The organism is Dankookia sp. GCM10030260 (assembly GCF_042666655.1).
Taxonomy (GTDB): Bacteria; Pseudomonadota; Alphaproteobacteria; order Acetobacterales; family Acetobacteraceae; genus Paracraurococcus.
The window spans coordinates 26,268-47,483 of sequence record NZ_JBHTDE010000004.1 but is presented as its reverse complement, the minus strand read 5'-3'; the positions used below and the strand labels follow the sequence as shown (position 1 = coordinate 47,483).

Sequence of the window (21,216 nt, the reverse complement as noted above, 5' to 3'; positions counted from 1 at the left end):
TTTCGCTTCGGCACCAGCTAGCCACGCCGCCGCCGGGCCGCCAAGCATTCGCGCCTGACGGTCCCGTGCGCGGCTCAGCCGCGGCCGAAGGGCAGCACCCCCTGCACCCGCCGCTTCGCGTCCAGCAGCCGCATCCACGGCGTCACCGTCACCCCGTGCAGGGCGATGGAGACCAGCACCGTCAGCCCCAGCACCGCCCAGAGCTGCGCGCCATGGCCGAAGGGCGCCTGGTTCAGCGCGAAGGCCAGGTAGTAGAAGCTGCCCAGCCCGCGGATGCCGAAGAAGGCGATCGCCGCCCGCTCCTCCCGCGGCGCCGGGGCGCCGAGCAGCGAGACCCAGCCGGCCAGCGGCCGCACCACGAAGAGGAAGGCCACCACCGCCAGCCCGCCCCACCAGTCCAGCGGGTCGAGCAGCCCGCCGGCCAGGGCGCCGCCGAACAGCACCAGCAGCACCATCATCAGCAACCGCTCGGTCTGCTCGGCGAAATCGTGCAACTGGTCGTGGTAGCGGCTGTGACGTTCGGCCGACCGCAGCGCCAGGGCGGCGACGAAGACCGCGACGAAGCCGTAGCCGTGCAGCAGCTCGGTCACCCCATAGGCGAGGAAGGTGACGCCGAGCGCCACGAACCCATCCCCCGTGCGGGACAGCCGGGCGCGGTTCGGCATGTGGAAGGACAGCCAACCGAGCGCCGCGCCGACCGCCCAGCCGGCGCCGATGCCGGCGCCGAGCTTCCAGACCACGTCCAGCGCCACCCATTCCCAGACCCAGTCGCCCGCCAGCGCGTCGTTCAGCGCCAGGAAGATGGCCAGGTGGACGAAGGGAAAGGCCAGCCCGTCGTTCAGCCCGGCCTCGGCGGTCAGGGTGAAGCGGACCTCGTCCTCCTCGCCCGAGCGCGGCGGGCCGACCTGGATGTCGGAGGCCAGCACCGGGTCGGTCGGGGCGAGCGCCGCCCCCAGCAGCAGCGCCGCCGCCGCGCCGAGCCCGAGCAGCCAATGGGCGACGAGCGCGATGCCGGCGATCGACAGCGGCATGGCGATGCCGAGCAGCCGCCAGGTCATCGACCAGGACCGCAGGCCGAGCGGCCGGTCAATCTTCAGCCCGGCCCCGGCGAGGGCGACGATGACGACCAGTTCGGTCAGGCGTTCGGTCACCGCCGGGTAGGCCAGCGGGTGCGGGGTATCCCCGGTCGAGAGGCCGAAGGCGGCGAAGCCGAAGCCGACGCAGAACATCGGCAGCGAGAGCGGCAGCTCCTTCAGGACCATTGGCAGCCAGGCGACGAGCAGTATCAGCGCGCCGGTGCCGGCGAGCAGAACGATATAGGGATCCATTTTTTGGGCGTGCATCCGGTGCGGGGGTCCAGGCGTAACGCCAGCGCGGCCCAAACGGTCATTGCCGCGACTTCGCCGCTTTGCTGCCATCGCGGCTCCGCAGGCAGGGCGGATACTTCACATGTCGAAGCGAACGGGGTGTGCTCATCCGCACATCAACGTGTTCGCCGAACGCGGATTATTCCTTGGCGCATCGCACACAAAATCGCGTATCCAATCTCACAGGTTGAGCAACGGTGCTGATTTTTAGCGTCAGAGCCGCGCCATCTCGGAACGCGAAACGAAGGAGCCAACCCCCCATGACCCTCGCCCGTCCCATCCTGATCATCGAGGACGACGCCGATCTGCGTGCGACCCTGGCCGAACAGATTGCCCTGGAAGGCGAGTTCATCGCGGCGGAGGCATGCAGCGCCGCCGAGGCCGAAACAAAGCTGGCGGACGTTGATTGTCGTTACGATGCAATCCTGCTTGATGTCGGCCTGCCGGACGCCGATGGCCGCGAATTCTGCGCCCGGTTGCGGCGCGACGGCCGCAGGATGCCGGTCATCATGCTGACCGGCGCGGATGCCGAATCCGATGTCGTCCGTGGCCTCGACAGCGGCGCCAACGACTACATCGCCAAGCCCTTCCGCCTGCCGGAACTGCTCGCCCGGCTGCGCGCCCAGCTGCGGGTCTTCGACAACTCGGAAGACGCCAGCTTCACCATCGGCCACTACCTGTTCCGCCCGGCGGTCCGGCTGCTGCTCGACCCGGCAAAGAACCGCAAGGTCCGGCTGACCGACAAGGAATGCCGGATCCTGAAATACCTGCTGCGGGCCAATGCCGCCCCGGTGAACCGGGCGACGCTGCTGGCCGATGTCTGGGGGTTCAACAGCGGGGTGACCACCCACACGCTGGAGACCCATATCTACCGCCTGCGGCAGAAGATGGAATCCGACCCGGCCAACCCGCAGCTGCTGCTGACCGACCGCGGCGCCTACCGGCTGGAGCCGCGGGTCCCCGAGCGCCTGGCCGCCTGACCCGGCAGGCGGGGGGCTGCCTCCCCCGCCGTTCCGGTTAGGTGCCTTTGACGACTTCGTGATACAGCCTGCCTTCGGTAGCCTGATGGGGCGGCATCCCCCGGGGGAAACCCCGACCCGCCGGCCTGTCATGTCCGGAGACAGGGTTTGCACGCTGACGCGGAAGTTCAGGCCGGCCGGCCGGCGCACTGGATGGACCGGGCCGGCCTGGCCCTCGGGCTCGGCCTGGTCGCGTTGGTCTGGCTGCTGGTGGGCCTTGGCATCCGCGCCGAATTCCGTCGCGCGAGCGATACGGCGTGGCAGGCCACCGCCACCCTCGCCCGCACCTTGGAGGCCGAGGTCGCCGGCCGGCTCCGCACCATCGAGACCATCCTGCGCTACGGCAGCGCGCTGCATGCCAGGGACCCCGCCGCCTTCGCGGTGCCGGACTGGATCCGCATCGATCCCGAAGCCGACATCATCGATGCGGCGATCGTCGGTCCCGACGGCTTGGTCCGCGTCAATCTCGACGGCGTGCCGCCGGCGCCGGTCGACCTGCGCGACCGGGACTACATCGCCGCCATCCTGGCCGATCCCTCGTACGACCGGCTGGAGATCAGCCCGCCGCTGACCGGCCGCGTCACCGGCCGGCCGAGCATCGACATCGCCCGTCCGCTGCGCGACGCCGCCGGCGGCTTCGTCGGCATCATCATGGTGGCGGTCGATGGTGACGGCTTCGCCCGGCTCTACCGCCGGCTCGACCTGCGCGACAGCATGGTCGGGCTGACCGGGCTGGACGGCATCGTCCGTGTCCGCGTTCCCGAAACGGACAAGGGAGGCAACACCCTGCTCGGCGCCCGGGTGTCGGACGAGAGCATCGCCGCGATCCGTGCCGGCGCGACCGAAACCGGCATGCGCCAGATCAGCGCGATCGACGGCGTCGACCGCTTCTTCACCGTCCGCCGGGTGGCGGGCCTGCCGCTGGTCGTCACCGTCGGCACGGCGGCCGATACCGTCCTGGCCGCCCCCCGCCGGGAACGCGCCAAGCTCCTCGTCACCGGCGGCTTCCTGACCCTGCTGATCGCCGCCGTCTGGCTGGCCGCGAGGCATGTCCGCCGCCGCGAGCGCCGCTCGCGGGCGCAGCTCGAAGCCGTCATCGCCCATGTCGGCCAGGGCATCATGATGATCGACCCGGCGCACCGGCTGGCGGTGATGAACCGGCGGGTGGAGGAGATGCTCGGCCTGCCGCCGGGCCTCGCCGTGCCGGGGCGGCCGGTCCGCGAGATCGTCGCCTGGCAGGAAGCGACCGGCGAATTCGGCGGCGGCCCGGCGCCGATGACCCATGTCGACAGCCTCGGCGGCCCGGACCGGCGGCCGGTGGTGACCCTGCGCAGCCGGCCGGACGGCAGCGTGCTCGAGATCCGCACCGCGCATGTCGGGGATGGCAGCCATGTGCGGACCTTCACCGACGTCACCGCGGCGCGCCGCGCCGCCGCCGCCGTCGCCGCGGCGCGCGACCAGGCGCTGGCGGCCGAGGCGGCGCTGGCGGCGGCGCTGGAGAACGTGCCGCATGGGGTGATGCTGATCGGGCCGGACGACCGCATCCTGCTCTGCAATCAGGCCGCGGTGGACCTGGCGGGCGTGCCGGCCGGTCTGGCCCGGCCGGGCACCCCGATCGCCGAGCTCATCGCCCATCAGGTCGCGGTGGGCGAGATCGCGCCGATCGCCGGCTCGATCCCCGAAGCCTGGCTGGCGATGCGCGCCCAGGCGCAGGACGGCCGGACCTACCAGCGGGTCAAGCCGGACGGCCGGGTGATCGAGGTGCGCTCAAACTTCCTCGCCGATGGGCGCTTCATCCGCACCTATACCGACGTCACCGCGCACCATGCCGCGCTGCGGGCGCAGGAGGCGGCGCGCGACCAGGCCCAGGCGGCCGAGGCGGCGCTGACCGCGGCGCTGGAGAATGTGCCGCACGGGGTGCTGCTGGTCGGCGCCGACAACCGCGTCCAGATCATGAATCCGACGGCGGTCGAGCTCACCGGGCTGCCGGCCGAGGCGGCCAGGCCCGGCGCCAAGGTCGCCGACCTGCTGCAGCTGCAGGTGGAGCTGGGCGAGATCGCCGCCGAGGAGCCGCTGGTCGCCCGGTCCTGGGCCGCCATCCTCGACCGCTCGATGGCGATCCCGACCTTCCAGCGGACCAACCGGCGCGGCCGGGACATGGAGGTGCGCACCACCTTCCTGGCCGATGGCCGCTTCATCCGCACCTATACCGACGTCACCGCGCACAACGCCGCGCTGCGGACGCAGGAGGCGGCGCGCGACCAGGCCGAGGCCGCCCAGGCGGCGCTTGCCGCCGCCTTCCAGAACGTGCCGCATGGCGTGCTGCTGATCGGCGCCGACCGGCACGTGCAGGTCATCAATGCCATCGCCGCCGACCTGGTCGACCTGCCGCCGGCGCTCGCCAGGCCGGGGGTCGCGGTGCGCGACATCCTGGCCTTCCAGCTGGAACGCGGTGATTTTGTCGCCAGCCCGGCGATCGCCGACGCCGCCGGCGCGGCGCTGGACGGGCCGGAGCCGCCGATGCCGCCGTATGAACGGCGGCTGCGCGACGGCCGCGTCATCGACGTGCGCACCACGCATCTGGAGGATGGGCGGGTCATCCGCACCTTCACCGACGTCACCGCCCGCCACCTGGCGCTGCAGGCCGAGGCCGCGGCGCGCGACCAGGCGGAGGCCGCCCAGGCAGCCCTGGCCGCCGCCTTCGAGAATGCCCCGCTCGGCATCCTGCTGGTGGGCGAGGACCGGCGCGTGCAGTTCATCAACGGCGTCGCGGTGGACCTGCTGGGCCTGCCGCCGGCGCTGGCGCAGCCCGGCGCGGAGGCGCGCGACATCCTGCAGCTCCAGCTCGACCGCGGCGACCTTGCCGGCCAGCCGGTGCTGCAGGACGAGGCCAAGGCGGCGCTGCAGGGGCCGCAGCCCGGGCTGGACCGCTACGAACGCCGGCTGCCGGACGGCCGGATGATGGAGGTACGGTCGCGCAGCATGCCGGATGGCCGCACCATCCGCACCTATACCGACGTGACCGAACGGCACGCCGCGCTGCGGGCGCAGGAGACCGCGCGGCTGGCGGCCGAGGCGGCGCTGCGCAGCCGGACCGAATTCCTCGCCATCGTCAGCCACGAATTGCGCACCCCGCTGAATGCGGTGATCGGCCTGTCGGAGGTGCTGCTGCTGCACCGGCCGCGCGCCGACCAGGTGGCGGACCTGGAGACGGTGCGCGAATCCGGCCGCCAGCTGCTCGGCCTGGTGGACGACATCCTCGATGTCTCGCGACTGGAACGCGGCCGCGTGGTGCTGCGGGAGGCCGCCTTCGCGCCGCCCGCGACGCTCCGCGCCATGGCGGCGCTCATCGCGCCGCGGGCCGCCGCCAAGGGGCTGGCCTTCGCGCTCGAGCTCGACCCGGCGCTGCCGGCGGCGGCGCTGGGCGACGAGGAGCGGCTGCGCCAGGTGCTGTTCAAGCTGCTCGACAACGCGGTGAAATTCACCGAGGCCGGCAGCATCACCCTGGACGCCACGATGGTCGCCGCGGAGACCGAGGGCTGGCGACTCGGCATCTGCATCACCGATACCGGCATCGGCATCACGCCGGAAGCCGAGGCACGGCTGTTCGAGCCCTTCGCCCAGGCCGACAGCTCGACCGCACGGCGCTTCGGCGGCCTCGGCCTCGGCCTCGCGGTCAGCCGCCTGCTGCTGGAGAGCATGGGCGGCGGCATCGCGCTCGAACGGGTCGCCGGCGGGGGCAGCCGCTTCCGGGTGGAGTTGCCGCTGCGCCATGCGCCGGCGGCCCTGCCCGCCCCGGCGGACACCGCCCCGCCCGACGGCGCCCCGCCGACCGCCGCCCTGCGGGTGCTGGTGGCGGAGGACCTCGCCGCCAACCGGGCGGTGGCGCTGGCCCTGCTGCGCCGCCTGGGGCATGAGGCGGAGGCGGTGGAGGACGGCGCCGCGGCGGTCGCCGCGGTGCAGGCCCGGGCCTTCGACCTGGTGCTGATGGACATCATGATGCCGGGCATGGACGGCATCGCCGCCACCCGGGCGATCCGCGCCCTGCCGGATGCGACGGCGCGGGTGCCGATCATCGCGGTGACCGCGCATGCCTCCGCCGAGACCGCGGAGGAATGCCGGGCGGCGGGGATGGACCGGTTCGAGTCCAAGCCGCTGCAGACCGAACGGCTGCGCCAGGCGATCGCCGCGGTGATGGCCCGGCCGTGATGCCTGCATGCAATGACGCCGGATTGCGGCTCGGCGCCGCGGATCCGTGCCATCATGCTTTGATATCGATCGATGTCGTGGCGACCGCGGCCCGGCGCGCACCGGCCGCGCCGCGAAGCAGAGGTGAGCCTTGCCCCTCTTCCTGGCCACGCCCCGGTGGCGTGTCGTGGTGCTCCTGCTGGCATGGCTCGGCGGCTGCGCCGGCCCCGTCGCATCGACCGCCCCCACCCCTGGCTTCTCCGCCGACACCGCGACACGGGAAGGCCTGATCTCCGGTGCCACTGCCTCGGAGCCGGCCTGCCTGGCGCTGCCGGATGGGCTCTGGGTCCGGAGCGGCGACCGGGCGGAATGCCTGCGCGTCGCCGGCGGGCTGGACCGGCCGGCGCGGCGGGCGATCGTCTACGTGCCCGGCGATGCCGGCGGCGCCGCCTACCGCACCACAGGCGGCCGGCCGGAAGTCGAGGAGGTGAGCCAGGCCTACGAACTGTCGGACGCCGCGCGGCATGCCTCGGCGCGGGCCCGCAGCGCGGCGCTCGGCGGCATGCCGGTGCTGGTGCTTGGCCGCCCGGGCATGCGGGGTTCCTCCGGCGAGCATGCGCGCGACCGGCACACCACGGCCGAGGTCGGGCTGGTCGATGCCGCGCTGACCGCGCTGCGCCGCCGCTTCGGCATCGAGGAGCTGGTGCTGATCGGCTTCTCCTCCGGCGGGGCGGTGGTCGCCAACCTGCTGGCGCGGCGCGACGACATCGCCTGCGCGGTGATCGGCTCGGCGCCGCTCGACCTCGCGGCTTACTACCGGCGGCCCGACGGCTCGCTGCCGGACGACTACACCATGCGGGCCACGGAGCTGGCCGACCCCATGCAGAGCGTCGGCGGCATCCGCCCGGGCGCCGAGATCTACGTCATCGGCGACCGGCAGGACCGCATGGTGCCGGCCACCGCCTGGACCGCCTGGGTGGCGGCGGCGCAGCGGGCCGGGCTGCCCGTGCATGCGGCGCAGGTCGCCGGCCAGGATCGGCCCGATCTCGGCCGCGGCGCGGCGGCCTCGCGCCACCTGACGATCAGCCGTGGCTTCGAGGTGGCGCAGGCCTGCACCACCGGCATGCCGCCCGAGCAGGTGCTGCGCGCGCTGCGGGCGGAAGCGCCGCTGCTGGTGCCGCATGGCCGCCGGCTGCATGGGGCGGAGATCCGGGCCGCGCTTGCCGGGCGGCGCCTGCGCGGCCTCGAATGGGAGCCGACGGTGAACGTCCTCGCGGTCTGGGGCGAGGACGGCACGCTCGGCTACCTGACCCTGGGGCAGGTCGCGCGGCCGCTGGCGCAATGGCGCTGGCGGGTCGAGGGCGACCGGCTCTGCACCACCCGGCATGGTTGCGGCGGGGTACTGGCACAGCCGGGCGCGCTGCATCTTGTCATGGGCCAGCCTGCGCGGTTGCGGCTGACCTTGCTGACGGAACCGAGGATCGGCGCCGAGGAACGCCGGGGCCGCAACGCCAGGGAGGGTGCTGCAGGTGCCGGGCCGGAACACGCGCCGCCGTGACCCGGACAAGCCGCCCCGGGCCTGGGGCGCACCACGTCCCAGACCCGATCCATCGGCCGGCCGCGCGGCCCGCGTCCTCAGTCATCCTGGGGCGGCACACCCGCTCGACCCGCGCCAGCCGAACGGATCCTGCCCCGGTCGAGGCGATCGGCGATGCCCGTTCAGGGCCGGCGGCTGCCCGCCGGGTTGAGATAGGTCACGGCGGAGTCGTCGCCGCCGCCCAACATCCAGGCTTCGCGGCCGGGGCTGGTCTCGGCCGGTGCGCCATAGCTCCAGAACGGCTTGTCGCCGTGGTTGCCGGCGAAGGTGGCGGCCTGGCCGGGCCGGTCGAAGCTGGCGCCGCCGCCGGCGCCGCCGCGGCTGTAGGTGATCAGCCCGTCATCGCCGCCACCGCTGATGGTCGCGACGCCGCCGCCGACCACGTTGCCGCCCTGGACATCTCCGGCCCGGGCGGGACGGTAGGCGAGGTCGCTCGGGGCCTGGGCCAGCACCGGGGTCGCGGCAAGGCCGGCGATGAGTGCAAGGGAAGCCAATGCGGTGCTGCGAGCCATCGTGTCCTCCACTAGGCCGTCCAAGTTTTGATTGCGGATGGTATGACTTGCATGACCATCGCGGCGCTTCGCGTCGCCATGGCAACCAGTGCAATCCGCCGGTGGGGAAAAGCTAGTCCGACACCAGCACGGTTGCGTCGCATGACTGATATAGGTCACGAAAAAAATCCGCCGAACCGGATTCAGCGGCGCAGCCCCGACAGCACCAGCGCCAGTTCCGCCTGCCGGTGCACGCCGGTCTTCCCAAAGACCCGGTGCAGGTGCAGCCGCGTGGTGCCCTGGGTGATGCCGAGCGCCTCGGCGATCCGCGCCACCTCCTCGCCCTGCCCCGCCCGCGCCGCCACCTCGGCCTCCGCCCGCGTCAGGCCGAAGGCCTCGCGGAGCACGGTCCGCGATGGCGGATCGGGCCGGTGTGCCGGATCGGTCACCAGCAGCAGCGCCGCGGCGGCGGGCGGCAACCCCAGGGAGGAGGCGCCGGCGGCACCGAGCGAAAGCACTGCGACGATCAGCGGCGGCCGGGATGGCGGCGGCCGCGACAGGCAGAGCGGCTCCGCGCCATCGGCGCCGAGGCCGGGCGCATCGACCGCCGCCGCCACCATCCGGCGCAGCGCCGCGGTCTCCTCGGCATGCCGGGCGCGCAGCGCACCGCCCCTGGCGCGGTCGGACTGCAACCCGTCGCGGGCCGCAAGCAGGGCCGCGCCGGCGGCATTGGTGCGCAGCACGTTGGCCGCACCATCGACCAGCAACGCCGCGTGCGGCAGGGTCTCCAGCGCGCTGACCAGCGCCCGGCGGTCGCCATCCGCCTCCGCGACCCGGAGATGCAACGCGACCGCGCGGCAAAGATGCGGCGCCAGGCCCGCATAGGCTGCGATGTCCTCGGCGCCGAAATCGCCCTGCCGCGGGGTACGGAACAGGCAGAGATTGGCCGCCAGCCCGTTCGCATGCCGCGCGGCGCGGAGGTTCATCAGGCTGTCGAGGCCGAGGGGCCGCAGGCAGTCCCGATAGAAGTCGGTCTGCCGGAACTCGGCCTTGGGCATCAAACCGGTATCGGTCACCACCGTCCCGGCTGGCAGGTGCTCGGTGCGCAAGGCCAGTTCGTTCCGCCCGGCATGACAGAGCAGGTAGCGTTCCACCAGAGCAGGGTCGATGCCGGTATGCAGGATACGGCCCGGCGCATGCGGCCCGACGATACCGAAGGCGGCCAGCTCGGCCCGGAAGGCGCGGGTGAGGTCATGCAGGACCGCATCCCACCCGCAGATCCCCATGGCCGCATCGTAGAAGCGGTTGGCCAGTGCATCGAGGCGGTCATCGGCGGCAACCATGGGTGCACCACCAGCCTGGGCCTGGGTGCCTATCTACGCCCGATCAGGCGCCCGGTACAGCATCGTGGCGCACAAGCGTTATGGTTGCAGACCTTGCGTCGCATTCACCGGAAACTCGATGATCACGAAGCTTCAGGAGCATCGGAAGGGAGATGGTGGAGCTGAGCGGGATCGAACCGCTGGCCTCGTCATTGCGAACGACGCGCTCTCCCAACTGAGCTACAGCCCCGTACCACCCGCGCGGCGTTGGGTTCCGCGGAGGGCGGCGATATGCCCGAGCCGGCGGGGCAGGTCAAGCACCGCCGGCGGCTTTCTTGCCGGCCTGCCGGGCGGCGCCGGCGGGAGACCCGCGGGCCCTCCCGCGCTTGTCCCGGCGGGGTGTCGTCACTAGGTTGCGCCAGCGTTTCTGGCGGGACCGGCTGATGTTCCTTGATGTGGTGTTCTATCTGGCGAGCGCGGTGCTCGACCTGCTGTGGTGGGCCGTGCTGCTGGCCGTGGTGGTGCAGATGCTGATCCAGTTCGGGGTGCTCGACACCCGCAACCGCGTGGTCTGGACCATCTCCGACTTCCTCTACCGGGTGACCGAGCCGCTGTTCGCCCGGGTGCGCCGGGTGCTGCCGAATTTCGGCCCCGTGGACCTGGCGCCGCTGGCGGTGCTGCTGCTGATCACCGCGGCCAAGCTGCTGCTGGGCGCCACGGCGAATGCCCTGCTGCGGAGCGGGATGTATTTCTGACCCCCTGGTGGCGGCCTGAGCCGGGCGGGGTCTCGGTCCGGGTGAAGGTGCAGCCGCGGGCGCGGCGGGCCGGCCTGCAGGGGCTTGCCCCCGGGGTGGACGGCCCGCGGCTGAAGTTGGCGGTGGTCGAGGCGCCGGAGGATGGCCGCGCCAATCGGGCGGTCTGCGCCGCCCTGGCCCGCGCCCTCGGCATGCCTCCCTCCGCCGCGGAGGTTGCCCAAGGACACGCGGCAAGGGAAAAGCTGGTCTTCATCGCCGGCGACCCCGAGACGCTGGCTTCCCGACTCGAGGCGCTTGCATGACGGCACGGATCATCGACGGCAAGGCCGTGGCGGAGCGGCTGCGCGGGCAGCTGGCCGCGCGCATCGCCACCCTGCCCTTCCGCCCCGGGCTGCGCGTGGTCCGGGTCGGCGAGGACCCGGCCAGCGGCGTCTATGTCCGCAACAAGGACCGCGCCGCGGCGGCAGCCGGCTTCGACAGCGCCACCATCCACCTGCCCGCCGATACCCGCGAGTCCGACCTGCTGATGCTGGTCGAGGACCTGAACATCGACCCCGCGGTGGACGGCATCCTGGTGCAGCTGCCGCTGCCGCCGCAGATCCGCCCTGACATGGTGATCGCGGCGATCGACCCGGCCAAGGACGTGGACGGCTTCCATCCGGTCAATGCCGGGCGGCTGGCGGCGCAGCAGCATGGCCTGGTGCCCTGCACGCCGAAGGGCGTCATGCACCTGCTGCGCGAGGCCGGGGCCAGGCTGCCCGGCGCCCGCGCCGTGGTGCTCGGCCGCAGCCAGATCGTCGGCCGGCCGATGGCGCAGCTGCTGCTTTCGGCCGACTGCACCGTGACCATCGCGCATTCCCGGACGCGGGACCTGGCCGCCGAATGCCGCCGGGCGGAGATCCTGGTCGCCGCCGTCGGTCGTGCCGAGATGGTGCGCGGCGACTGGATCGGCGCGGGTGCCGTGGTCATCGACGTCGGCATCAACCGCGACGTTGCCGGCAAGCTGGTCGGCGACGTCGCCTTCGCCGAGGCGTCCGAGCGCGCCGCCGCCATCACGCCGGTCCCCGGCGGGGTCGGGCCGATGACCATCGCCTGCCTGCTGGAAAACACGCTGGAGGCGGCACTGGCCCGCCGCGGGGCGCACTGATGCGGCTCTATCGCCTGTTGCGGGTGCTCGGCATCGTCGCTTTGCTCGCCACCGCCCTGCTGGCCGCGATCGGCCTGCCGGCGCTGGGCACGCCGGAATGGCTGCGGATCTCGGGCGTGGCCCTGCCGGCGCTGGCGCTGCTGCTGCTCAGCCGCTCGCTGCGGCGGGCCCAGAAGGCTCTGGAGCCGCACTGATCGCATGGCGGGCCTTGGCCTGCTGTTCGTCGCGATCTGGGCCTCGGCCTTCACCGCGATCAAGGGCGTGGTGCCGGAATGGCCGGCGCTCTGGGGCCTGGCGGCGCGGTTCGCCCTGGTCGCGCCGATCCTGCTGGCGGTGGTCGCCTGGCGAAGGGCCATCTGGCCGGGCCGCGCCGATGCTTGGCGGCTGGCGGCGATGGGGGTCTTCGGCTCGGCGCTCTACCTCGCCGGGGCCTGGAAGGCCTCGACCGTGCTGCCCTCCGGCCTGGTGGCGCTGCTGTCCTCGACCGCGCCGCTCTTCGTCGCGCTCGGCGAAGTGGTGGTGCTGCGCCAGCGGGTGCCGCCGCTGGCCTGGGCCGGGCTCGGGCTCGGCTGGCTCGGGGTGGCGGTGCTCGGCGCGGGGCGCGGCTTCGGCGGGGTCGGCGCGGCGGAGCTCTGGAGCATCGGGCTGGCGCTCGGCGGGGCGCTGAGCCAGGCGGCAGGGATCCTCGCCTTCGCCCCGGCGCGGCGGCGGATCGACCCATGGACCGCCAACGCGGCGCAGACCACGATGGCGGCGATGACGCTGCTGCTGCTGGCTGGGCTGGCCGAGCCGGCGCTGCCGCCGGCGCCGAGCCCGACCCTCCTGCTGTCGCTGCTGTATGGCGTGCTGGTGGTGGGCGTCGGCGGCTATGCGCTGTATTTCGTCATGCTGGAGCGGTTGCCGCCGGCGACTGCCGCGGCGCTGCAATTGCTGGCGCCGCCGCTGGCCGGCGTGTTCGGCTGGGCGCTGCTGGGGGAGCGGCTGGCGCCGGGGGACCTCGCCGGCGGTGCGGTGACGCTGGCCGGGCTGGCGTTGCTGTTCCGCGCGCGGCGATAGGGCTTCAGCCCCGCTCCGCCATCGCCCGCATCGCCGCCGCCACCTCCCGGTCGCGCGGGTCGGCGCTTTCCGCCAGCCCCGCCTCGGCCCCGGCACGGTCCGGCTCGGCGCGGTTCTGGCTGAGCTTCCGCTTCCCCGTCAGCCGCTCGATCTTCAGCGACAGGCCGACGATCCCCTTCAGCTGTCCGGCGACGAAAGGTGCCGGCGCCTCGGTCACCGCCCAGGGGCGCGGCTGCGCGGCTTCCTTGCGGTCGGTCAGGACCGAGACGACGGCATGCAGCCGGGCCGGGTCCTCGATCACCTCGACCGGGCCTTCGGCATGCACCGCCTCGTAGTTCCAGGTCGGCACCACCCGGTGGTGCTCGGCCTTCGAGGGGTACCAATTGGGCGAGACATAGGCCTCCGCCCCCTGGAACACCGCCACCGCCCGGCCGGCCGCGCGCAGCGCCTGCCAATGCGGGTTGGCGCGGGCGACATGGCCCAGCAGGACGCCCTCCTCCTCCAGCAGCACCAGCGGCAGGTGGGTCACGTCGGGCACGCCGGTGGCGCCGTTCGAGACCAGCAGCGCCAGGCGGGCGGCGCGGATCAGGCCATAGAGGATGTCCGGGCGATCTTCCCGGAAGGCGGGCGGGTTGTACATGGCGCCAGCCTGCCGGAAGCCGGGCCAGTCCCGCAACGGCGGCGCATGCGGGTCGGGGTTGCAAGCCGGGCAGGGAAGGAGGGCCGGGGGAGGAAACAGCATCTCCTCCCCCAACCCCAGCTTTGCTTCTTCTGGGCTCGGCATCCGCCGCGCGGCAGGTGCAACCCACAGAAATAAGGGGGGGCCGGGGAGAATACCCTCTCCCCGGCCTTCTTTCACTTGCTTCGGCGCAGTGGTCTGCCGAACCGCCACTCAGGGCTTCGTATTGGCAGCCGCCGTCTCGGTCTTCTCGCGGTCATTGGTCGGGCGGCCCTTGGCTTGTGCGTCGCCGGCCTCGCCTGGATCCGCCGCTTCGGCCGAGCCTGCCTGCCCGGAGGCGTCCTGGCCCTTTTCCTGCTCCGTCCAGCCCGGCTCCCCGGTGCCCTTGCCCGCTTCCTTGGGCGTATCCGCGTTCGGCATATCCCGCTCCTTCGGTCCGGCGGCGGAACGCCGGGGGCTGGGGGGCGGTTCCGGCGTGGAGGGCAATGCCTGCGCCGCCGGCTGCGGTGCATGGGCGATCACGGCGCGACGGCCGCCGCGCGCGCATCCAGGTAGGTGCTGATATGGGGCGGCAGGTCGGGGTCGCGCAGCGCCTGCCCGGGCGCCAGGAAGCCGGCCGCGACCACCTCCCGGTTGCCGGGGCGATAGGATTGCCGCAGCATCAGCACCCGGCCGCCGCACCAGATGCCGACGACCACGCCGTGCCGCGCCGGGCGGCGCAGCGCCCGCCAGACCCGCAGCAGCCGGAAGGCGATGCGGCAGGCCAGGCGGAAGCCGGCATCCAGCAGGTGCTGCGAGGTCCCCTCCCCGTCCGGCGTCAGAAGGCCCGACCGGCCACCGTCTGGCCGATCGCCGGCACCACGGCGCCGACCAGCGTGCCGATCAGCGCCGCCTGGTCGTCGCCCTGCCGGTCGCAGGACAGCACTGCGGTCCAGACCACGCGGCCGCTGGCACGGTCGCGCAGCTCGACGCTGCCGTTCAGCCGGCGGGTGGGCACCGCGCCGCCGCGCCGGTTGCGCGGGACATCCCGCATCCAGCCGAGGTCGTCGCCGTCGCGGTTGTTGTCCGAATCGCGGAAGCTGAAGGGGTCGGCGCCGCCGCGGCCGATGCCGTCGGTCGACAGGCTGCCGCGCCAGGACAGCACATGCGTCGCCGGCTCCCCCACCCGGTGGCCGGAGCCGCGCAGCGCGGCGAACAGCCGGTCGCGCAGCGCCCGGCCGGTGGCGTCGTCGTTGCGCAGCGCGATGCCGTAGACCGCGTCGCGCGGCACTGGGGCCAGGGCGGTCGAGGAGAGGTGCCCCGGGCAGGCCTGGGCGAGCGCCTGGCCGGCGCCGAGCAGCGCCGCGAACAGCAGCGCGATGGACATGGTGCGCATCGGGTCAGGCATTTCCCTCATCCGGGATGTTCAGCAATTGGCCACAGGCCTTGCAGTGCACGGCGTCCGGCTCGTGCCGTTCCAGGCCGCAGGCGGGACAGGGGTAGCGCACCTTCATCGGGCGGAACAATGCCTGGGCCAGCCGCAGGAACAGGGTGACGCCGGCCAGCATGATGACCACCGACAGCAGCCGTCCGGTCACCCCCGGCAAGGTGACGTCGCCGAAGCCGGTCGTGGTCAGGGTGGTGACGGTGAAGTACAGCGCGTCGGCATAGTGCTTGATGCCGGGATTGCCGCGGTGCTGCGTCTCGAAGACCACGCCGCTCATGACGAAGAGGAAGACGAGAAGCTGGGCGCCGGCCAGCGTCGCTTCCTCGTTGCGGCGGAAGAAGGGCAGGTCGCTGCGCAGGGTGCTGATCAGCTTCACCGAATGCAGCAGCCGCAGCGTCCGCAGCACGCGGAGGAAGGCCATCGCCCCCTGCAGCACCGGCGCCAGCAGCAGCGACAGGATGGCGACCAGGTCGGCCAGGTTGAAGGGGTTGACCAGGCTGCGCAACGGCACGCCGCTGGCGGCGATGCGCATCCCGAACTCGGTCAGCAGTACCAGGCCGAGCAGCACGTCCAGCGTGAGCACGACGCTGCTGACCGGCAGGAAGGAGGCGATGACGATCCAGGCGATGCTGAGGATGTCGAGGCAGAGCAGCCCATAGCGGAAGCGCCTGGCAGGCCGCGTCCCCGCCTCGTAAAGGTGCCGCAGCACGACCCGCTTGCCGTGCTGCCGCGCCATCTCCCGCATGGGTGTGGCGCGCCTAGAGTGCGCCGCCCTTCCGGCCGGCCATGGCGCCGAGCCGCAGCCGCAGCGCGTTCAGCTTGATGAAGCCCTTGGCGTCGATCTGGTCGTAGGCGCCCTGGTCGTCCTCGAAGGTGACGTGCTTCATCGAATAGAGGCTGTTCGGCGACCGCCGTCCGGTGACGATGGTGTTGCCCTTGTAGAGCTTGAGCCGGACGGTGCCGCTGACGCTGGCCTGGCTCGCATCGGCCATGGCCTGGATCATCCGGCGTTCCGGGCTGAACCAGAAGCCGTTGTAGACGATCTCGGCATAGCGCGGCATCAGCGAGTCCTTGAGGTGCGCCGCCTCGCGGTCCAGCGTGATGCTCTCGATCGCCCGGTGGGCGGCGTAGAGGATGGTGCCGCCTGGCGTCTCGTAGCAGCCGCGGGACTTCATGCCGACGAAGCGGTTCTCCACCAGGTCGAGCCGGCCGATCCCGTTCGCCTTGCCGAGCGCGTTCAGCTTCGTCAGCAGCGTGGCCGGCGACAGCCGCTCGCCGTTGATGCCGACGGCGTCGCCGCGCTCGAATTCGATGGTGATCTCGGTGGGGGTGTCGGGCGCGTCCTCGGGGCGGATGGTACGCTGCCAGACCATCTCGTCCGGCGCGTCCCAGGGCTCTTCGAGGATCTTACCCTCGGAGCTCGAGTGCAGCAGGTTGGCGTCGACGCTGAAGGGGGACTCGCCGCGCTTGTCCTTGGCGATCGGGATCTGGTGCGCCTCGGCGAAGGCGATCAGCGCGGTGCGGCTGGTCAGGTCCCATTCGCGCCAGGGGGCGATGATCTTCACCTCCGGCTTCAGGGAATAGTAGCCGATCTCGAACCGGACCTGGTCGTTGCCCTTGCCGGTGGCGCCGTGCGAGACGGCGTCGGCGCCGACCTGCTCGGCGATCTCGATCTGCCGCTTGGCGATCAGCGGCCGGGCGATGGACGTGCCCAGCAGGTACTGGCCCTCGTACAGCGCGTTCATGCGGAACATCGGGAAGATGAAGTCGCGGGTGAACTCCTCCCGCAGGTCGTCGACGAAGATGTTCTCCGGCTTGATGCCGAGCAGCAGGGCCTTGTCGCGGGCCGGGCCGAGCTCCTCGCCCTGGCCGAGATCGGCGGTGAAGGTCACCACCTCGCACTGGTAGGTGGTCTGCAGCCATTTCAGGATGACGCTGGTGTCGAGCCCGCCGGAATAGGCGAGGACAACCTTCTTCACGTCCTTCACGCGCATCGGAAACGTCCTTGGTCGGCCCGTCAGGGCAGCCACGGGAGAGGCCCCGCGGCCCGGAAAATCCTTGGTGTCCTGCCCCGGCGACGCGCGGGGGACAAGAGGCTTGTTGCAAAAGGCCCCGGCAATGTGGTTTCCTCACTTTTATGGGATATCACATATTATTGTATTTTATCCTTGTCGCCGCCGCCCTGCTGCCCGCCCGGGCCGAGCCGCCGCGCGCCCCCTTCCCCAACGCTCCGGTCCTCAATGCCGCCGCCGTGCCGCATCTCAGCGCCGAGGGGCGCGAGGACTATGCCCGCTTCCTGCTGCAGGCGACGCCCCGCGCCTTCGCCGTGTCGCCGGAAGGCGCCTGGGGTTGGGCCGCTGCCCTGCCGGACGCGGCGGCGACCGCGGCGCGGGCGGTCGCACTCTGCGCCTCCTGGGGCGGCAGCGGCTGCCAGGTCTATGCCCAGGATCTGGCCGTGGTCTGGCCCGGCCGGGAAAGCCCCGCACCGCCCGTCGCCCCGGCCGCCGCGGTCGAGGCCGGCGCCGGCTGGTCGCTGGTGCCGGACGGCCGGTTCCTCTGGCAGGGGCCGCAGGCGGCCCGCGGCGCCTATGTCTGGGCGCATGGCCGCGCCGCCGGCGGCCAGGACAGCCGCGGCAGCCAGCCGCAGCCGCATGTCCGCGTCTTCAACAATGCCGGCTACGACGTGCTGCGCTTCGACCGCGACCCGACGACCGACGAGACCGACACCGCCGCCGTCTGGCTGAAGCAGGCGCTGCGCACGCTGCGCGCCCAGGGCTATGGCCGCATCGTCATGGGTGGCCAGTCGCGCGGCGCCTGGAATGCCCTGCAGGCGCTGGACACGCCCGGCCTGATTGATGGCGTCGTCGCGGTGGCGCCGGCGGCGCATGGCGCGACCGGCAGCCCGGCCTGGGCCTGGGCACTGGAGGACCTGAAACAGGTGGTGACGGCCGCGCGCAGCCCGCAGGCCCGGGTCGTCGTGGCGAATTTCGCCCGCGACGAATTCGATCCCGACCCCGACCGGCGCGCCGTCCTGTTCCGCAGCCTGGGCGCGCCGCGCGTCGGCGGGATGCTGTTCCTCGACCGGCCGCAGGAGGTCACCGGTCATGGCGGCGGGGCCGATGCGCGCTTCACGCTGCGCTACGGGAGCTGCCTGCTCGAGTTCATCGAGGCTCGTGCGGAAGGCTGCGGCTAGCATATCAGACCGCGATCCGATCTTCGCCAATATTCAACCTTAGATATATATCTTATAGGACCACCTAACGCGTTTGCGATAGGAAACTGGTCATGACGGAAACCATTGGTACGCATCTCCGCGACATCATAACGGTATCCTTCATCTCGCCCGATGTGACCGGCGGGCTTCCGGGCGACGGCGCCGACACGATCCTCGGCCTTGCCGGCGACGACACGTTGGACGGCGGCCCAGGCGCCAATTCGGTGCAGGGCGGTGCCGGGAACGACGCCATCTTCGCCAGCGGCAGCGCCGAAATGCTGCTGGGCGGGGCCGATCTCGATACGCTTTATCTCCGCACGTCCGACAGCGTCTTCGTCGACCTCGGCACGAATGCCGGCGCCAACGGCTACGAGGGCTCGGCGACCGTCGCCGGCGGCATCGATACCCTGTTCGGCTTCGAGCGCGCCTATGGCGGCACCGGCGACGACGTCGTCAAGGGCACGCACGGCGACAATACCCTCTCCGGCGATGTCGGGAACGACACGATCGACGGCCGCAGCGGCTTCGACCTGCTGGACTATTCCGGCTCGATCAACGCCACCGTGACCGGCGGCGTCTTCGTCAACCTGGCCGCCTCGCAGCAGGGCTCCGGCGGCGTCACGCTCGGTGGCGGGACCGCGCGGGATCCCTGGGGCGGCATCGACAGCCTGGCGAACATCGAGGGCGTCCTCGGCACCGGCTTCGCCGACACGGTCATCGGCTCGAACCTCGACAACTGGTTCGCCGGCGGTGCCGGCGACGACAGCCTCAACGGCAGCGGCGGCCATGATACGCTGGCGGCGGGCAGCGGCAACGACACGCTGCGCGGCGGCGATGGCAACGACAGCATCGTGGCCGGCGACGGCGCCGATGCCATCCTGGCCGGGACCGGCAGCGACAGCGTCGATGGCGGCGAGCGGACGCTGCGCAACGCCGTCGACTACCGCAGCGGCAGCGGCTATTTCGGCGGCGCGCTCGCCGTCGAAGCGGTCGATGGCGGCTATCTGGTCGTCACCAAGACCGACGGCACCGACACGCTGCTGAACATCAACCAGCTCCTCGGCACCGCCGGTGCCGACGCCTTCGACCTGGCGCGGTATTCCCCAGCGGCACCGCTCGCCTTCATCGTGCGCGGCGGCGGCGGCGACGACACCATCACCGGCAACGGCCACGAGACCGTGGTGGCCGACTACAGCGCGGCGACCGGGGCGGTGACCGCGACGCTGGGCACCGGCACCGCGGTCGATGGCGCCGGCGGCACCGACATGCTGGTCGGCGTGCATGCCATCATGGCATCGAACGGCCACGACGACGTGCTGACCGGCAGCGCGGCCGACGACACTTTCATCATCGCCGGCACCGGCAACAAGACGGTCCTCGGCGGCGCCGGCACCGATACCTGGCGCTACCAGGGCCGCGCCACGCTCTACGTCGACCTGGGCACGAGCTCGGTCGGCGGCGCCTACCAGGGCAACGCCTTCCACTCCGGCTACACCGACACCCTGGTCTCGATCGAGCGCGCCTATGGCGGGCTCGGCGCCGATACCATCAAGGGTTCGCACGGCGACAACACCCTGGCGGGCGACGCCGGCAGCGACAGCATCGACGGTCGCCAGGGGTTCGACGTGGTCGACTACTCGGTCTGGAGCCTGACGCCGATCGGCGCGGGCGTGAGCGTTGACCTCGGCGCCGGCACCGCGACGGATGCCTGGGGCGGCACGGATACCCTGGCGAACATCGAAGGCGTCCTCGGCACCGGCTTCGCCGATACGCTGCTCGGCTCCAACCTTGCCGACCGCCTCACCGGCGCGGCGGGCGCGGATTCGCTGAGCGGCGGCGGCAGCGCCGACACCCTGGCCGGCGGCGCCGGCGACGACATCCTGCGCGGCGGCGACGGCAGCGACGCGATCGCCGGCGGTGCCGGGTTCGACACCGCGGCCTACCTGGTCGATTCCACCGCGGCGACCTGGCTGCGGGACGCCGCCGGCGGCTGGATCGTGACGACCGCCGAGGGCGCCGACACGCTGACCGGGGTGGAGGCGCTGCGTTTCACCGACCGGACCGTGGTCATCGGCCAGTCCGGCACGCCGAAGGACATCAACGGCGACGGCACCTCGGACATCGCCTGGCGCGGCGGCGACGGCACGCTGACCGCCTGGACCATGCAGGGCAGCACCGGCACCAGCCTTCACATCGCCACGGCCGACGCCGGCTGGAGTGTTGCAGGCTATGCCGACTTCAACGGCGACGGGCATGCCGACATCCTCTGGCGCGGCACCGATGGCACGGTGGCGCAATGGCAGATGGACGGCGCCAGCTTCATCGCCGGCGACAGCATCGCCGTGGTCGACGTGGCCTGGCGGATCGTCGGCGTCGGCGACATCAACGGCGACGGCCGGGCCGACATCCTCTGGCAGCATGCCGACGGCACCGTCTCCGGCTGGCTGTTGAACGGGCTGGCCTCGGCCGGCGGTGGCGAGATCGGCGCCCCCGGCGCGGATTGGAAGGTCGTCGGCATGGGCGACTTCGACGGCGACGGGCGCAGCGACCTCGTCTCCCGCAACGACGACGGCCGCGTCTCCGTCCAGTTGCTCGACGGCGCCGCCATCGTCGGCGGCGCCGAGATCGGCAACCCCGGCACCGCCTGGACGGTGGCCGGGGTCGGCGACTTCAACGGCGACGGCAAGGCCGACCTGCTCTGGCGCAACGGCACCGACGGCAGCATCTCGCTCTGGGCCATGGACGGGACGACGCCGACCGGCGGCGGTGCGATCGCCTCGCCCGGCACCGCCTGGGAGGTCGCCGATGTCGGCGACTACGATGCCGACGGCAAGGCGGACATCCTGTGGCGCGGTGCCGAAGGATCAGTCTCGCTCTGGCTCATGGACGGGACGGTCGTCGTCGCGGCGACCGCGCTTGGCAATCCGGGCAGCGACTGGGCGATCGTCTGACGCC

At 72.3% G+C, this 21,216-nt stretch carries 19 protein-coding genes and 1 tRNA gene; 10 read left to right on the top strand and 10 right to left on the bottom strand.

From position 1 onward, the window contains the following. Positions 1 to 74: 74 nt before the first annotated feature. Positions 75 to 1,328: a cation:proton antiporter gene (locus ACFQS7_RS15835; protein WP_380068070.1), complete on the bottom strand. Its 1,254-nt coding sequence runs from the start codon at positions 1,326 to 1,328 to the stop codon at positions 75 to 77. 299 nt (positions 1,329 to 1,627) lie between these two features. On the opposite strand from ACFQS7_RS15835, the gene ACFQS7_RS15830 reads away from it, so the two are divergent. The 3 genes from ACFQS7_RS15830 (at position 1,628) to ACFQS7_RS15820 (ending at position 8,132) form a co-directional block, all read left to right on the top strand. After that, a complete protein-coding gene (locus tag ACFQS7_RS15830) occupies positions 1,628 to 2,347 on the top strand; it encodes a response regulator transcription factor (RefSeq protein WP_380068069.1) in 720 nt (239 codons plus the stop codon). 147 nt (positions 2,348 to 2,494) lie between these two features. Continuing rightward, positions 2,495 to 6,595 (top strand): PAS-domain containing protein, encoded by a 4,101-nt coding sequence (locus ACFQS7_RS15825; RefSeq protein WP_380068068.1) that lies wholly within the window; start codon positions 2,495 to 2,497, stop codon positions 6,593 to 6,595. Between the two features lie 169 nt (positions 6,596 to 6,764). Beyond that, positions 6,765 to 8,132 carry an alpha/beta fold hydrolase gene (locus ACFQS7_RS15820; RefSeq protein WP_380068067.1) on the top strand — a complete coding sequence of 456 codons (1,368 nt, stop codon included), beginning with the start codon at positions 6,765 to 6,767 and terminating at the stop codon, positions 8,130 to 8,132. A gap of 161 nt (positions 8,133 to 8,293) precedes the next feature. Here ACFQS7_RS15820 and ACFQS7_RS15815 read toward each other — a convergent pair whose 3' ends face one another. The 3 genes from ACFQS7_RS15815 to ACFQS7_RS15805 all read right to left on the bottom strand — a co-directional run bounded on the left by ACFQS7_RS15815 (position 8,294) and on the right by ACFQS7_RS15805 (position 10,234). Next, positions 8,294 to 8,683 (bottom strand): hypothetical protein, encoded by a 390-nt coding sequence (locus ACFQS7_RS15815; protein WP_380068066.1) that lies wholly within the window; start codon positions 8,681 to 8,683, stop codon positions 8,294 to 8,296. A gap of 182 nt (positions 8,684 to 8,865) precedes the next feature. Continuing rightward, positions 8,866 to 10,005, bottom strand: coding sequence for a LuxR C-terminal-related transcriptional regulator (locus tag ACFQS7_RS15810; protein WP_380068065.1), 1,140 nt, complete (start codon positions 10,003 to 10,005; stop codon positions 8,866 to 8,868). A gap of 153 nt (positions 10,006 to 10,158) precedes the next feature. Further along, positions 10,159 to 10,234 (bottom strand) — tRNA-Ala (locus ACFQS7_RS15805). 193 nt (positions 10,235 to 10,427) lie between these two features. Between ACFQS7_RS15805 and ACFQS7_RS15800 the strand changes: the two genes are divergently transcribed. The 5 genes from ACFQS7_RS15800 to ACFQS7_RS15780 are packed head-to-tail and all read left to right on the top strand — an operon-like array spanning position 10,428 to position 12,942. Further along, complete coding sequence (locus ACFQS7_RS15800) at positions 10,428 to 10,739, top strand: YggT family protein (RefSeq protein WP_380068383.1); 312 nt, start codon at positions 10,428 to 10,430, stop codon at positions 10,737 to 10,739. After that, entirely contained in the window at positions 10,736 to 11,041 is a 306-nt protein-coding gene (locus tag ACFQS7_RS15795) for a DUF167 domain-containing protein (RefSeq protein WP_380068382.1), read from the top strand. Before ACFQS7_RS15800 ends, ACFQS7_RS15795 begins: the two co-directional genes overlap by 4 nt. Continuing rightward, positions 11,038 to 11,886, top strand: a complete 849-nt coding sequence (gene folD, locus ACFQS7_RS15790; RefSeq protein WP_380068064.1) for a bifunctional methylenetetrahydrofolate dehydrogenase/methenyltetrahydrofolate cyclohydrolase FolD — start codon at positions 11,038 to 11,040, stop codon at positions 11,884 to 11,886. The genes ACFQS7_RS15795 and folD overlap by 4 nt, the downstream gene beginning before the upstream one ends. Continuing rightward, on the top strand, positions 11,886 to 12,080 hold the full coding sequence (locus tag ACFQS7_RS15785) for a hypothetical protein (protein WP_380068063.1): 195 nt from the start codon (positions 11,886 to 11,888) through the stop codon (positions 12,078 to 12,080). Before folD ends, ACFQS7_RS15785 begins: the two co-directional genes overlap by 1 nt. Before the next feature lie 4 nt (positions 12,081 to 12,084). Beyond that, positions 12,085 to 12,942 carry a DMT family transporter gene (locus tag ACFQS7_RS15780; protein ID WP_380068062.1) on the top strand — a complete coding sequence of 286 codons (858 nt, stop codon included), beginning with the start codon at positions 12,085 to 12,087 and terminating at the stop codon, positions 12,940 to 12,942. A gap of 4 nt (positions 12,943 to 12,946) precedes the next feature. On the opposite strand, the gene ACFQS7_RS15775 is transcribed toward ACFQS7_RS15780, so the two are convergent. From ACFQS7_RS15775 to ACFQS7_RS15750, 6 genes are all read right to left on the bottom strand, one after another. Next, entirely contained in the window at positions 12,947 to 13,582 is a 636-nt protein-coding gene (locus tag ACFQS7_RS15775; protein ID WP_380068061.1) for an FMN-binding negative transcriptional regulator, read from the bottom strand. A 252-nt stretch (positions 13,583 to 13,834) separates the two neighbouring features. Further along, positions 13,835 to 14,041 carry a hypothetical protein gene (locus ACFQS7_RS15770; protein ID WP_380068060.1) on the bottom strand — a complete coding sequence of 69 codons (207 nt, stop codon included), beginning with the start codon at positions 14,039 to 14,041 and terminating at the stop codon, positions 13,835 to 13,837. Positions 14,042 to 14,139: 98 nt separating this feature from the next. Then, positions 14,140 to 14,319: a hypothetical protein gene (locus ACFQS7_RS15765; protein ID WP_380068059.1), complete on the bottom strand. Its 180-nt coding sequence runs from the start codon at positions 14,317 to 14,319 to the stop codon at positions 14,140 to 14,142. Positions 14,320 to 14,438: 119 nt separating this feature from the next. Then, entirely contained in the window at positions 14,439 to 14,996 is a 558-nt protein-coding gene (locus ACFQS7_RS15760) for a hypothetical protein (protein WP_380068058.1), read from the bottom strand. 4 nt (positions 14,997 to 15,000) lie between these two features. Next, a complete protein-coding gene (locus ACFQS7_RS15755; RefSeq protein WP_380068057.1) occupies positions 15,001 to 15,792 on the bottom strand; it encodes an ion transporter in 792 nt (263 codons plus the stop codon). Between the two features lie 13 nt (positions 15,793 to 15,805). Continuing rightward, positions 15,806 to 17,041 (bottom strand): argininosuccinate synthase, encoded by a 1,236-nt coding sequence (locus tag ACFQS7_RS15750; protein WP_380068056.1) that lies wholly within the window; start codon positions 17,039 to 17,041, stop codon positions 15,806 to 15,808. A 161-nt stretch (positions 17,042 to 17,202) separates the two neighbouring features. Between ACFQS7_RS15750 and ACFQS7_RS15745 the strand changes: the two genes are divergently transcribed. Both ACFQS7_RS15745 and ACFQS7_RS15740 read left to right on the top strand, forming a co-directional pair. Then, a complete protein-coding gene (locus tag ACFQS7_RS15745; protein ID WP_380068055.1) occupies positions 17,203 to 18,240 on the top strand; it encodes a hypothetical protein in 1,038 nt (345 codons plus the stop codon). Positions 18,241 to 18,332: 92 nt separating this feature from the next. Further along, positions 18,333 to 21,212, top strand: a complete 2,880-nt coding sequence (locus tag ACFQS7_RS15740) for a beta strand repeat-containing protein (protein ID WP_380068054.1) — start codon at positions 18,333 to 18,335, stop codon at positions 21,210 to 21,212. Positions 21,213 to 21,216 lie beyond the last annotated feature (4 nt).